This is a genomic window from Pseudomonadota bacterium, assembly GCA_022361155.1.
Lineage (GTDB): Bacteria > Myxococcota_A > Polyangia > Polyangiales > JAKSBK01 > JAKSBK01.
Map to the genome: position 1 here is coordinate 1 of JAKSBK010000021.1, position 12,381 is coordinate 12,381.

Annotated in this window: 12 protein-coding genes; 1 reads left to right on the forward strand and 11 read right to left on the reverse strand. The window is 65.8% G+C overall.

The window, feature by feature from the left end:
• Window positions 1–52 precede the first annotated feature (52 nt).
• The 10 genes from MJD61_00615 to MJD61_00660 all read right to left on the reverse strand — a co-directional run bounded on the left by MJD61_00615 (window position 53) and on the right by MJD61_00660 (window position 10,946).
• Complete coding sequence (locus tag MJD61_00615; protein ID MCG8553782.1) at window positions 53–610, reverse strand: chemotaxis protein CheW; 558 nt, start codon at window positions 608–610, stop codon at window positions 53–55.
• 30 nt (window positions 611–640) lie between these two features.
• The gene (locus MJD61_00620; protein ID MCG8553783.1) at window positions 641–2,773 is read right to left on the reverse strand and encodes a chemotaxis protein CheA; all 2,133 of its coding nucleotides are present in this window, start codon (window positions 2,771–2,773) and stop codon (window positions 641–643) included.
• 211 nt (window positions 2,774–2,984) lie between these two features.
• Window positions 2,985–3,689 carry a DNA repair protein RecO gene (gene recO, locus MJD61_00625; GenBank protein ID MCG8553784.1) on the reverse strand — a complete coding sequence of 235 codons (705 nt, stop codon included), beginning with the start codon at window positions 3,687–3,689 and terminating at the stop codon, window positions 2,985–2,987.
• Entirely contained in the window at window positions 3,637–4,155 is a 519-nt protein-coding gene (locus MJD61_00630) for a helix-turn-helix domain-containing protein (protein MCG8553785.1), read from the reverse strand. Before MJD61_00630 ends, recO begins: the two co-directional genes overlap by 53 nt.
• Window positions 4,155–4,865: a tetratricopeptide repeat protein gene (locus MJD61_00635; GenBank protein ID MCG8553786.1), complete on the reverse strand. Its 711-nt coding sequence runs from the start codon at window positions 4,863–4,865 to the stop codon at window positions 4,155–4,157. The genes MJD61_00630 and MJD61_00635 overlap by 1 nt, the downstream gene beginning before the upstream one ends.
• A 301-nt stretch (window positions 4,866–5,166) precedes the next feature.
• Window positions 5,167–6,186 carry an ABC transporter ATP-binding protein gene (locus MJD61_00640; GenBank protein MCG8553787.1) on the reverse strand — a complete coding sequence of 340 codons (1,020 nt, stop codon included), beginning with the start codon at window positions 6,184–6,186 and terminating at the stop codon, window positions 5,167–5,169.
• Entirely contained in the window at window positions 6,183–7,175 is a 993-nt protein-coding gene (locus tag MJD61_00645; protein MCG8553788.1) for an ABC transporter ATP-binding protein, read from the reverse strand. The genes MJD61_00640 and MJD61_00645 overlap by 4 nt, the downstream gene beginning before the upstream one ends.
• Before the next feature lie 29 nt (window positions 7,176–7,204).
• Entirely contained in the window at window positions 7,205–8,209 is a 1,005-nt protein-coding gene (gene speB, locus MJD61_00650) for an agmatinase (GenBank protein ID MCG8553789.1), read from the reverse strand.
• Window positions 8,206–9,078 carry a DUF4292 domain-containing protein gene (locus tag MJD61_00655; GenBank protein MCG8553790.1) on the reverse strand — a complete coding sequence of 291 codons (873 nt, stop codon included), beginning with the start codon at window positions 9,076–9,078 and terminating at the stop codon, window positions 8,206–8,208. Before MJD61_00655 ends, speB begins: the two co-directional genes overlap by 4 nt.
• Window positions 9,078–10,946: a bifunctional homocysteine S-methyltransferase/methylenetetrahydrofolate reductase gene (locus MJD61_00660; GenBank protein MCG8553791.1), complete on the reverse strand. Its 1,869-nt coding sequence runs from the start codon at window positions 10,944–10,946 to the stop codon at window positions 9,078–9,080. Before MJD61_00660 ends, MJD61_00655 begins: the two co-directional genes overlap by 1 nt.
• Window positions 10,947–11,182: 236 nt before the next feature.
• Here MJD61_00660 and MJD61_00665 point away from each other — a divergent pair, with 236 nt between their 5' ends.
• Window positions 11,183–11,428, forward strand: coding sequence for a S24/S26 family peptidase (locus tag MJD61_00665; GenBank protein MCG8553792.1), 246 nt, complete (start codon window positions 11,183–11,185; stop codon window positions 11,426–11,428).
• A gap of 21 nt (window positions 11,429–11,449) precedes the next feature.
• On the opposite strand, the gene MJD61_00670 is transcribed toward MJD61_00665, so the two are convergent.
• A partial coding sequence (locus MJD61_00670) for an N-formylglutamate amidohydrolase (protein MCG8553793.1) occupies window positions 11,450–12,381 on the reverse strand: 932 nt, incomplete at its 5' end.

Below are 12,381 nucleotides of genomic sequence, written 5' to 3' on the forward strand. Positions count from 1 at the left end.
AGCCCACCAGACTCCTGTCCTTTGCCGGTTTCGTCTCGGTAGGGGGCAACGTCTAATCTCTGATCAGCAGGTCGGGATCAAGAAGGATGAGCAGCAACAAGTCCTCTTCGTCGGGTGCCTGGACGAGGGGCCGCCGCCCTTGTGTGGCCAGCGGGGAGGGACGGGAGGCTGCCCGCCCAACGCCGACAATGTGGTCGGCTGTGTCACTGCCCATCTTGGCTGAGTGCTCGACCTGGTCCTCCGACAAACGAAACACCTGCAAGATACGATCGACGACAAGACCCATAGTCTCTTGCCCGCATGCCACGAGAAGCAGGCGGCTCACGCTGGACAGCTTCGTTGGTCCCATCGAGAGCCTGCGTCTTGCGTCCAGCACCGTCGTTACACGGCCTCTGACGGACACGATACCCATCACCGCTGGGGGTGCTCGCGGGACCTCAGTAATGGGTGGCACCGCCATGATTTCGCGTACTGCCGAAAGCGGCAGAGCGTAGTTCTCGGATCCGACGCAGAACGCCAAGAACTCCGTTACGGTATCACCGGCCGGCAAGAGCGGATGCCCGCCGCTTTTTGCGGGAGGCATGGAGGCGCGGGTCAGGCTATCGCTCATCGAGATCGCTCTCAAGCGCAGGTGTTGGCTTCATACCGATTGGCGTTCCCGTTTCGTGCCGGTCTCGGCGCCGAGCAGTAGCTCTTCAAGCAGCGCCGGCGCGTCGAGCACCAACGCCAGACGCTGCTCACCCAGATCGGTCGCACCCGCAATGCCACGCACGTTCTGCAAGCTCCTGCCAAGCGGCTTGATCACGATATCGCGCTGGCCGTACAGCTCGTCCACGACGAACCCGAGCCGGCGCTGGGCCAGGGTGACCACGACCACGTACTGTTTTGGGGGTGCTGGCCTTTCCGCGAAACCAAAAAACTGCGCGAGACGACACAGGGGCAGCGTCTCGCCACGAAGACCGTAGACTTCCCGGCGCTCGACCGTCCGTAGCCTGGCAGCCTCTAGACGCAAGGCCTCCTGAACCGTGGAAAGCGGCACGGCAAAAGCGCGTCCGGCTACGCGCACCACGAGCGCGCTTATGATCGCCAGCGTGATGGGAAGCGTGATCACGAAGGTGGTGCCGACCCCTAACTCACTCTGCACGTCGATCACTCCCCCCAAGCGGCTGATGTTGGTCTTCACGACATCCATGCCCATGCCGCGCCCTGAAATGTCCGTCACCTGTTCGGCCGTGCTGAAACCCGGCATGAAGATCACACCGAGCAGCTCTTCGCGGGACAGCTCGCCTACGGCTCCCTGGTTCAGCAGCCCCTTGCGCACGGCCGTCTGCAGGAGCACTCCGGGATCGATGCCAGCGCCGTCGTCCTTGATCTCGATAACGACGTGATTGCCCTTCTGAAAGGCGTCAATGCTGAGTGTCGCCGTGCCCGTCTTTTGTGCTGCCTCCCGAATGGCAGGGGGCTCCGCGCCGTGGTCTACCGCGTTGCGGACAATGTGCATCAGAGGATCGGCGAGTTCCTCGGCGATGAGCTTGTCCACTTCCGTCTCCGAACCCTTCACGACGAGCCGCACATCCTTGCCGCGCTCCCGTGCGACCTGGCGCACGATACGGGCAAGCTTGTCGAAGATGTGTCCCAGCGGGACCATGCGGATCGCAAGAATGCCCTCCTGAGCTTCATTCAGATGTCGCTCGAAGCTGCGCTGAACGCGCTGCAGCTCCCCTGCCAGCGACCTGAGCTCGGGCGCTGCCCGACAACGCTCGGTCAGGCTCACAACCGTCCCGCGCACGATGCCGAGCTCGCCGACCACGTTCATGAGGTGGTCGAGCTTTCGAATATCCACGCGCACGCTGTTGGTGACCGAACGCAGGGACGCGAGCTCGCCGCCGTCGCGGCGAGCACTGCCGGACGAGCGGAACTCGTCGGGGCTGGCGGCCGCGGCTGGCCGGCCTGAGTCGGTCGTGGCTGCGGGCGGGGTAGTGGCCGGTACGGTTGCGGCTGGTGAACGGCTGCTCGGAGTGCGCCGCCGGTCCACAATCTGCAAGACGGCATCCTTGAGCTCCAGCACTTCGCGCAGGTCGACGTCGTCCAGGCGGCTTGCCAGCAGAATCTCGATATCGAGCTGATCGCCGTCACTTCCCCCCATGCTGGGCATGTAGGTGATGATTTCTGCCACGCCCTTGGCTCGCGTCTTGATTCCATCGAGCGCGCTGTCGATTTCGTCCAGCAGCAAGCACACGCGCAAGCGAAAAAGGGTCATGCCCTGCTGCAGGGTGGCTCGCAGCCGGTGTTCTTCGTACTCGGTTAGCACTGCCAGCAGGTTTGGGTCGAGGTCGTAGTCGCTCAGAATGTTGGCGGGTGCCGGCGGCGAGGCTGTGACGAGTGAGACTGAACGGGTGAAGCGGTCCAAGTCCACCTCGGCCGTGGTCTTGGGATCCTTCGCCTCTGCCAAGAGGCGCTGGAAGGCGTCCACACCCTCGAACAGCAAGTCAAGCGTTTCCTGGCTGAGGCTGATTCGGCCCAGCCTCAGGTTGTCGAGCAGATCCTCCAAGTGGTGCGCGAGCTTTGCGATCGGCGCGTAGCCGAACATGCCCGCCAGTCCCTTGACGGTGTGGACCCCGCGAAACAGGTCGTTGAGCAAATCCGGGTCTGGGGAGCCCTCTTTCTGTGCGTGATCCAGCATGAGCAAGTCGCGCGACAGGTTCTCGATCAAGTCCTGTGCTTCCGAGAGGAACTCCTCGCGTACTCCGTCCTTGCTATTGGGATGGGTCACTCGCCTCCAAGGCGTGGCGCGGACCATGGGGCCCGGATCGGCCCCGTGCGGTCGGACGAGTCAACAACAGTCGCTGGTCGCCCGCGCCCCGGCGTCGCCCATACGGGCCCCGGAGGCAAGCGCCGTCGTTACCGTTGGAGGTTCGAGGGCTCAATAGACCGGCCTCGGATCAGTGTAGCCTCAGACCCGAAGCAGCAAAAGTACGCATGGATCACTCGGGCAGCTGGCAGCGCAGTCTTCGAAAGGCCGCCGCCGTCCGGCGAAGGGTCGTGAGATCCTCGTGCTCGCAGCCCTTGCCCGCCTCCACCCAGGCGCTGGTCGTGGCCAGCCGCGCGCGCCTCCTGAGCTCCGGCCCAAGTCGGATCGGGCCCCCTCCGCACGCCCGGCAGCGCAGCGCGCCTGAGCGAGGGTCGAACTCGCTGGATTGCGTGCAAGAGGGCCGCTTTCCGCACGATCCGCACGCGTCGAATGCCGGGGCGAAGCCCACGACCGACAACGCCCGCAGCTCGAAGCACACCGGCAGCGCCGCCGGGGGCGCATCCCGTTCGGAGAGCAGGCGCATCAACTGTACGCACAGGGCGAAGAGTCCTGGTTCGGCCTGCCGTTCCGCGACCAGGTGGCGAACCAAACGCAGCGCGTCGCCAGCCTGCTGCATGCGTCCGAGGTCGCCGAGCAGTGCCGGGAACGCCTCCTCGACCTCTGCCAGCTCCAGCGCGCCGAGCGAGCCTCGCGTCCGCCCGAGTCCCACCCTCAGCACGCACAGACTCTGAAGAGTGCCGGAAAAGCGACGCCGGCTGCGCCGGGCGCCCCGAGCGATCGCGGAGATTACGCCTTCGGTCTCGGTCAACAGGCTGACGATCCGGTCAGCTTCTCCGTAGTCGACGGCTCGAAGCAGTAGGGCCCGGGTCTTGACCATGATCGCGACTGCTGATTCGCGGGGCCCGCTCGCTGGCTGAGCCTTGACGCTGAGCAGCGCCCGGCGTTGGTCCCCGCGACAACTCGATCGGAGCATTGCGGTGACGGGGACGCAACACCACGGACAGTGCCAGCGTGAAGAGAATCACCAGGATGACCAGCGCGATCGCGATTCCGAAGCGCCGCCCGCGCTCGGGCGGGGCTGCGGCGGCCAGGGGCACGGGAGTCGCTTCCGGGCAGCTCTGGCGTTCGTACGACCGCACGATGTCGCTGTCATCGGCTCCAACTGCCCGCGCGTAGGCCCGCAGAAAGCCCTTTGCGAACACCTCCCCGGGCAGCTCATCGAAACGATCGTCCTCGATGAGCTTCAGCACCCGCACCGAGATGCGAGTCGTTCGAGAGATCTCCGCCAACGACAGCTGGCGCAGCTCGCGCTCGTGCCGGAGCTGCTGGCCGATCGACTCCATCAGTGGCTGGCCTCCAGGTAGCGGCTACAGGCTTGGCCAGCCGCCGTGTAAGCACCGAGCTCCACGCAGCGTTCGAAGTCACCGATCGCATCCTTGCGGTGCTTGAGGTGCGCGCGGGACTCACCCCTGAGGTGCCACGCCTCCTGGAAGTGCCGGCAGCGCTCGTCCGCTTGAAGGGCGTGGGTGAACGCCTCCTCCGCTCGCTGATGGTCTCCCTTGGCCACGTAGGTCTTTCCTAGTCGAAAGTACCCTACACAGAAGTGTCGGTGAAGTTTTACGGCTCTTGAGAGGGCTGTGAGCGCGCTGTCGTAGTCCGCTGCCAGGTAGTAGGCCCAACCCAGGTTGCCCCAGGCGAAGTGCGCATGTCGGTTGAACAGGTTGTTGGCCGCCGCGCTGAGCTGCCGGATCGCATCCGCATAGCGCTCGCGGTGAATGTACAGCACGCCGAGGTCATTCTGCGCCTCCACCACGAGATCATGCCGCGGGCGCTCCGGCTCGGTACCCAGCCGCACGACCCGCAGGTAGTGCTCCTCGGCTTTCTTATCGTTTTCGGCAGTGCTTTCGGCCCGGCTCAGCAGGAACATCTTGGCGATGAGCAGGTGCGCATAGGCGTTGTTCGGGTCGAGCTCCAACGCTCGATGAAGTGCACGGTACGCGTCGGCGACGTTTCCTTCCTCGCGCAGCCCAACTGCAAGCTCGTACTGTTTCATCGATTGCTGCGCCTGCTCTGCAGAAGGAACCGCACCACAGCCAGCTGCCGCTGCTACGGCTGCCAGCAGGATCACGGACTGAAATGGGTGCATGTGTTGCGGAAAGCCCGCGGGCCGAACGTACCGGTCAAACGTTGGACACATCATGTACAGATCGGCAGGGCGCCGGTCAACACCGAAGCGCCCCGATCGTGCGACATGCGCAAGGGCCGTCACGGACTTTGAAGGCGGCGCAACAGCGCCGGGCGGGATGGATCGGAATCGAAAGGGCAAAGTCATTCTGACCCGACCCCTGAGGATTTCAATTGTACTTTGGCTGACGCTCGGGCGGGGTCTGCTCTTCGGCCAGATGGCAGCTCACCCAGCGGTCCTCTTCCACCGGCCTCAGCGCCGGAATCTCCACGTCGCATAGACCGTTTTGTGCGACCGGGCAACGCGGATGAAAGCCGCAGCCGGCGGGTGGGTCCAGGGGATTCGGCACGTCGCCCTTCAGCAGCGCGTGGCCGGCACCGCGATCGCGATCCAGCAGCCGGACGGAGCCCAGCAGCGCTTTGGTGTAGGGGTGCCGGGGCTCGGCGCAAAGCCTTTGGGCCGACGCCAGCTCGACGATACGACCTAGGTACATCACGGCTATTCTGTGGCTCATGAACTCCACGACGTTCAGGTCGTGAGCAACGAACAGGTAGCCGAGCCCCAGCTCCTCCTGAAGATCCTTCAGCAAGTTGCATATCTGGGCCTGCACCGAGACATCGAGCGAGCTCACGGGCTCATCGGCCACCACGAACCGGGGCTCGACGGCCAGAGCGCGTGCGATGCCTATGCGCTGGCGCTGGCCACCCGAGAATTCACCCGGATAGCGGCGCATGTGTGCAGGTTCCAGGCCCACCCGCTCGAGAAGCGCGGCCACGCGTTGCTCCTCTTCGGACGCGCCTTCAACCAGACGGTGCACCCGCATGGCCTCGCCCAGGGCCGCGCGAACCCTCAACCTCGGGTTGAGCGAGCTGTAGGGGTCCTGGAATACGATCTGCATCCTGCGGCGCAGCGGCCTCAGCTCCGAAGGACCCAGGCGGGTGATGTCCTGCCCTTCGAGCAATATGCGCCCGGCGGCCGGCTCGACCAGCCTCAGCAGGGCGCGGCCCAGCGTGCTCTTGCCGCAACCGGATTCGCCCACCAGTCCAAGCGTTTCGCCCTTTTGAATCGCAATCGATACATCCTGGACCGCTCCCAACCAGCGCTTGGCTCGAGCGAGCCAGCCCGAGCCCACCCGGAAGCCGACGTGCAGGCCCTGCGTCGAGATCAGGGGCTCCGGGCTAGCGATCATGGCCGCGCTCTTGCTCGCTCCCACGCCACGTGGCAGGCGACGTGGCGACGGCCCGGCAAGGATCGCAGCTCGGGCTCGTGCGCCGAGCAGGTCGCTACGGCCTCGGGGCAGCGGTCACGGAAGCGGCAGCCGGTCGGCGGCTGCGCCAGGTCGGGCACCCTTCCAGCCAGGGCCGGCAGTCGCCGTTTGCCGCGGTTGGCACCCAGGCCCGGCACGCTCGCGAGCAGGCCCGCGGTGTAGGGATGCAGCGGCCGCGCGAGCAGCTCCTCGGCCGGCGCGCGCTCCACGACCTTTGCAGCGTACATCACGACGATCTCCTGGGCCAGGGATGCCACTACCCCCAGATCGTGCGTTATCAGCACAATGCTCATGTTGAGCTCGGCCTGCAGGCGTTCGAGCAGGGCGAGAATCTGCGACTGGATGGTCACATCCAACGCAGTGGTCGGCTCATCTGCTATCAGCAGCCTGGGCCCGCAGCTCAGTGCGATCGCGATCATGACCCGCTGGCGCATACCACCCGACAGCTGGTGAGGATACGCATCGACGCGCTCGGCGGCGGCGCCAATTCCCACGGTCTCCAGAAGCGCGATCGCGCGGCGCCTGGCGTCGGCAACCGAGACGCGTTGGTGCTGCCGTATTGCCTCGCACAGCTGCTGCCCGACCGTATACACCGGGTTGAGCGAGGTCATGGGTTCTTGGAACACCATCGCAATCTGGCTGCCTCGCAGCGCGCGCAGCTGACGCGCCGGCAGCGACAGCAGCTCGCGCCCAGCGAACAGCACCGAGCCGCTCTCGATGCGCCCCGGCCAGCCGATCAGGCGCATGACCGACAAAAAGGTCACGCTCTTGCCCGAGCCGCTCTCGCCGACCACGCCCAGCGTGGCCCCCTCGGCCACCTCGAGCGAGACGCGGTCGGCGGCCCGGACAACCCCCCGGGGCGTCGAAAACGACGTGACGAGGTCGCGCAGCTCGAGCAGCGGCTGGGGCATGGGCTGGCTGCGACGGGTGCAGTCCTTGCTCAGCGGCTCCTCCGGGCATCGGGCGCTGCCGAAGGCGTGGATCGGCTGCTGGCGGCCAGGCTGGCCAGCACTTCCGCGAGCAGCGTGGCGCCGAGCAGGGTCGTGATACCCGCCACGTCGTGGTCGGGCGAGATCTCGACCAGATCGAAGCCCGCGAGCTGCACGCCGGTCAAGGCTCGAACCAGGAAGAGCGCCTCGTAGCTCGTCAACCCTCCGGGCACGGGCGTGCCGGTGCCAGGCGCATACGCCGGGTCGATGGCGTCGACATCGAAGCTCACGTAGCAGGGTCCTCGCGTTCGGAAGGCGCTTAGCTCGGCGCCCACCGCGGCGAGGTCACGCTTCACGTCGTCCACGAAACGGATTTCGAAACCGGCTTGTTCCGCAAGCTTCAGGTCGTCTGCGCTCGCGAACGGTCCCCGAATCCCGACCTGCAGCACGTCGCGCGTTCGCAGCAACCCCTCTTCGAGTGCCTTGCGAAAAACCGATCCATGGTGCAGGTCGACGCCCCAGGCGGGCCCGAAGGTGTCGCTATGGGCGTCGAAATGCAGCATCGCGAGCGGGCCGTGATGCTTGGCCAGGGCGCGCAAGGCTCCGATGCTGATGGTGTGGTCGCCGCCCACCAACACGGGCGTTGCCCCTGCGGTGACGATGTCGGAAACGCGTTGCTCGATGCGATCCAGGGTCTCCGTGAGCTGCATCGGGACGCTCAGCACGTCTCCGCCGTCGCAGCAGCGCAAGGCGCGGAACAGGTCCACGCCCTGCGCCGGGTGGTAGCCGCGCGTCAGCGCGCTGGCGTTTCGGACACCGCGAGGTCCGAAGCGCGCACCGGGCCGGAACGTGGTACCGCCATCGAAAGGCACGCCGCAGATCATCACATCCACGTCCGAAGGATCCGCGTGCTGCGGCAGCCGCAAGAAGGTCGGCGTGCCGGCGAAGCGAGGCACCAGCCGCGTCGATACCGGGTGGAATGCGTCAGGCTCGGGCTCGCAACCGCGGCCGCTCATGGGCCGGCCCCGTTGCAGGTGACCCAGCGCACGATCCGGCCCGGCGGCGGCCGCTGTTGAAATGCGCTCGTGGGGATCTGCGGATTGAGCGTCATATCCTTGAAGCGCACGAGCACGTCCTGTTCTCGATCCTGGTGCTCGAAATGCACCCTAAAGGGCATCACGACGCCGTCGCTTCGAGCCGCCTGCCCCTCGAGCGCCACGATTCTATAGTCCTGGTAGGCTACTCGCCACAGGGAGCGTCCTTGCGCGTCAAAAACCTCGACTCGGCGCAGCCGCAGTTTCTGGCGCGCGAGCGGCAGCCCGGCCTGCTCCGCGGGCAAGGCCAAATCGAGCTCCTTGCGTCGTCGATCCGGCAGTCCGAGGACAATCCGGTAGAAGCCGCGCGGGTCCCAACGGATCCCGCTCCGGCTCACCGCGTGCGCACGGGCGGGGGCCAGCGAGACGACCTGTCCAAGCAGCATCGCCGTGACTTCGGCGGCGGACAAGGTGATTCCCAGCAGCCTGGCGATGTTGGAGGAGCAGCTTGGCCCCTTGAGGAAGCGGCGTTCCTTGTGATCGTTGAGCGCGAAACGGCCTTGCGCGCTGGTCAGGGTGGACGCGGGCCCGAACTGCGTCATCACGTCGAAGCGCACTCGGTCGGGCCGCTCGACGAACATCCATACCGTGCCGCGTACACGTCCTTGCGTTCCGCGCTGATCGACCCGGGCCTCGGCGCGCAGCGATCGAAGCTGTTGCCGCGAAGCGGCGAACGCCTCGAGCGCGGATTGGGCGGCGCGGTGGGGGTGCCGCGGCACGTACGACAGGGTGCCGCAGCCAGCCAAAAGGACCGCCGCCAGCGGCGCCGAGTGTCGCCGCTGCACTGACACTAGCGAACGATACCTTCGATGATCTGCAGGGCAGCCTCGTGGCGTCCGAAGGACGGGATAATGTAGGCGCCGGCGACCTTGTCCTTGACAGCGCTGAGCATCTCCCGTGCGATCCCAACCCCCGTCGCTCTCGCTTTGGGGCCGGAGCCGACGCGCCGCATGCGCTCACGTACCGATTCGGGCACGCTCATCCCCGGGACTTCGTTGTGCAAGAATTCGGCATTACGGAAACTAGCGAGCGGCAACAGTCCCACGAGCACCGGCACATGCAACGACTCGACGTCCTTCAAGAAACGCTGCAGCACCTCAGGGTCGTAGACGGGCTGTGTCATGACGAATTCGGCCCCGGCTTCGATTTTGGCTCGCAGCCTGCGCAGCTCACGCTCGTAGTCGATCGCCGATGGGTCCGCGCCGGTGGCGCATAGGAACGAGGTCGCACCGCCCAGCGGCTTGCCCCCGGGGTCGATCCCCAGATTCAACCCGCGGACGATGCGCAGCAGCCCCACCGAATCGACGTCGTAGACCGCGGTCGCGTTGGGAAAGTCGCCCAGTTTCGGCGGATCCCCGCTGACAACGACCAGATTGTGTACACCGAGCTCGTGCGCGGTGAGCAGGTGGGCGACGAGGCCGAGCAGGTTGCGGTCACGGGTCGTTACATGCATCAGCGACGGGAGCGCAAGTTGCTGCTGAATGCGCAAGCACAGCGCCAAGTTGCCGGTGCGGGCGCTGGCACGCGGCCCATCGGCCACGTTGATGACGTCCACACCACCGTCTCGCAGCGCTTGCGCGCTCCGCATGGCCTTGTCGAGGTGGAGCCCGGGAGGCGGGTTCACTTCGACCGAGACTAGGAATTCCCGGCCCAGCTTGGCTCCCAGGATTCCCTTGTCGTGGGTAGCAACGGGCTGCACGCCCGGTGCGGCATGGACGAGCCGTGTCCGGGCTTCCTCGCGCATGCCGCCACCCTGCTCTTTGTGTCCTGCGGCGCTCTGCATGCGCGCCGCGGCCGCGATCCGTCTGACATGCTCGGCGGTCGTCCCGCAACACCCACCCACGGCCTTGACACCCGCACGAAACAGCCTCCGTGCGTAGAGTCCGAAATACTCCGGGGTCGCCATGTAGGCGAAGCGCCCGTCGACCCGCTGCGGCAGCCCGGCATTGGGCTGTGCGATCACGGGCAGGCCAGGCTCCAGCATGCGGGTCACCATCTCATACACGCCGGCCGGACCGTCCGCGCAGTTGACACCGATCGCGTCGGCACCCCAGTCGCGCAAGCGGCTGGCCATGACCTCGGGGCCCGAGCCGTCCGCCATGGTTCCAAAAGGGTCGAAGGATAGCTGCGCGACCACTGGCAATCTGCCCGCCGCTGCCTCGAGCGCTGCCTCGAGCGCCAGGGCAAGCTCCTCGGGCTGGCGGAAGGTCTCGAGCAGCAGCAGATCGACGGGTTGCTCCTGCAACAGGTCGCACTGCTCCCGAAAGATTGTCTTCAATGCTCCCCGCTGCTCGGGTGGCAGGGCTTTCAACAGCACTCCCGTAGGCCCAACCGAAGCGGCAACGTAGGCGTTGCTCTGCGACACTTCCCTCGCGATACGCGCACCTGCGGCGTTGATCTCCCCGACGCGGCGTTCCAACCCGTACGACTGGAGGCGCCGGCTGTTGGCGCCGAAGGTGTTCGTGGTGAGGACCTGTGCGCCCGCATCCAGATGCTCCTGGTGGATCCGTCCCACAAGCTCGGGTCGCGAGAGGTTGATCTCATCGAAGTTGGCGCTGTACAGGATCCCGTGCTCGTACAGCGCGGTGCCCATGGCCCCGTCAAACACCAGGGCGCCCTTGCGCAAGCGGTCGAGAAAGTCCTCTCGCTGGGTGCTCATGGCAAAGCAGTCCCTAAGGGCCCGCGGAAGAACAACTCATCCATTTCGCCGATTCTGGCCACAGCTGGCTATGTTGCTCCTCCTCGAAGTATCCCCAATACTCCTCGTCGTCACGCCTCGCCAGCGGCGCCCGGTCCTCACCGAAACACACGGGTTATTCTTCCGCGGGCCCCAAGAAACAATGGCAAGCATCATCACGCTTTGCCCCGTGCCGGGGCTGTGCTAGCCTCGAAAGTGTGGACGTAGTCCTCCGCAAGCTGGGCCGCAAGGGCGGGCGGGTAGTTGTAGGGCGTCTCGTACGGCCACCCAAGTACGGTGATGTGGTCATCGTGGAATTCCCGGACGGCTTGCATGAATACGTGACCACTTCGGTCAAGCGTATCTTGAAGCTTTGTGGCAGCGACGTGTTCTTCTTGCAGACCGCGAACAGCCGCTACCGGCTGGAAGTGCGTTCGAGCCCGGTCGTGATGGAAGCGGTGTAGTCGCACGGTACGGACGCGCGTTCACAGCGACCGTGGATCGCACCGCGTCAGCTTGCGCACCAGGTCGTCGAGCACGGCCCGCAGGCGCTCGAAATCCTGCTCCCGCGGTTCGCTGGTTGCTTCGTCTACGTAGAGCGCCCGATTGAGCTCGATCTGAATCGCGTGCCAGCCTTTGTCGGGCTGGCCGTAGTGAACCGTTGTCCAGCCGCCACGGTACGGATCGTCGTGCATTACCGTGAGCCCAGCAGAGCGGAAGTGCGCGTCGATCAGGTCGATGACGCCCGCTGCCGCGGTACTGCCGCCGTGTGTGCCCGGCACCACATCGGCTCTTCGGGCACCGGGATCACGATGTTGGGAGCGGCCGGCAGAAGGCATCGAGTGCCCCGCGATCAGGATTGCATATCCCGTTTGGGCCCTGAGCTGCTCCATCGTTTGGCGCAACCGGCTGTGGTAGGGATAGTAGTAGCGCTGCAAGCGTTCGCACAGCGCACGGTAGGTCAACGGCTGCTTCATGACCGCATGGCCGTCGGTCGTTGTCCGCCAAACCACGCCTCGCGGCTGCCAGGCCACGGGCGCTGGGTGGTCGGCCACGGTGTCGGCATCAACGTCGTCGTGCGCGCGGTTGAGATCCACCACGTAGCGGCTGTGCCGCGCCACCAGCATGGTTGCGTCGAGCTTGGGCGCGTTGGCGAAGAGTTGATCGACATAGATGTCGGCGTCTCGCAGGACGGTGTCCATGGGAAGATCGGCCTGCGCCAGCACTTCCTCGGGGATGGCGAGCCCTGCGTGGGGAATCTCGACCAACACCGGTCGCGATGCCCCTACCGGCGTAATGAACTCGAAGCTACGCATTCGCGACCGATGTAGCACATCAGGCGCCAGTGCGGGGAGCCGTGCCCGATAGAGCCGGCGTGCCCGATGGAGCCGCGGGGTGAGGCAGGTGCATCGGTCGG

Bases quoted from the DNA above. Each gene is read 5' to 3' on its own strand.
- MJD61_00615 (MCG8553782.1), bottom strand. From the start codon at position 610: ATGAGCGATAGCCTGACCCGCGCCTCCATGCCTCCCGCAAAAAGCGGC.
- recO (MCG8553784.1), bottom strand. From the start codon at position 3,689: ATGGTCAAGACCCGGGCCCTACTGCTTCGAGCCGTCGACTACGGAGAA.
- MJD61_00630 (MCG8553785.1), bottom strand. From the start codon at position 4,155: ATGGAGTCGATCGGCCAGCAGCTCCGGCACGAGCGCGAGCTGCGCCAG.
- MJD61_00635 (MCG8553786.1), bottom strand. From the start codon at position 4,865: ATGAAACAGTACGAGCTTGCAGTTGGGCTGCGCGAGGAAGGAAACGTC.
- MJD61_00640 (MCG8553787.1), bottom strand. From the start codon at position 6,186: ATGATCGCTAGCCCGGAGCCCCTGATCTCGACGCAGGGCCTGCACGTC.
- MJD61_00645 (MCG8553788.1), bottom strand. From the start codon at position 7,175: ATGCCCCAGCCGCTGCTCGAGCTGCGCGACCTCGTCACGTCGTTTTCG.
- speB (MCG8553789.1), bottom strand. From the start codon at position 8,209: ATGAGCGGCCGCGGTTGCGAGCCCGAGCCTGACGCATTCCACCCGGTA.
- MJD61_00660 (MCG8553791.1), bottom strand. From the start codon at position 10,946: ATGAGCACCCAGCGAGAGGACTTTCTCGACCGCTTGCGCAAGGGCGCC.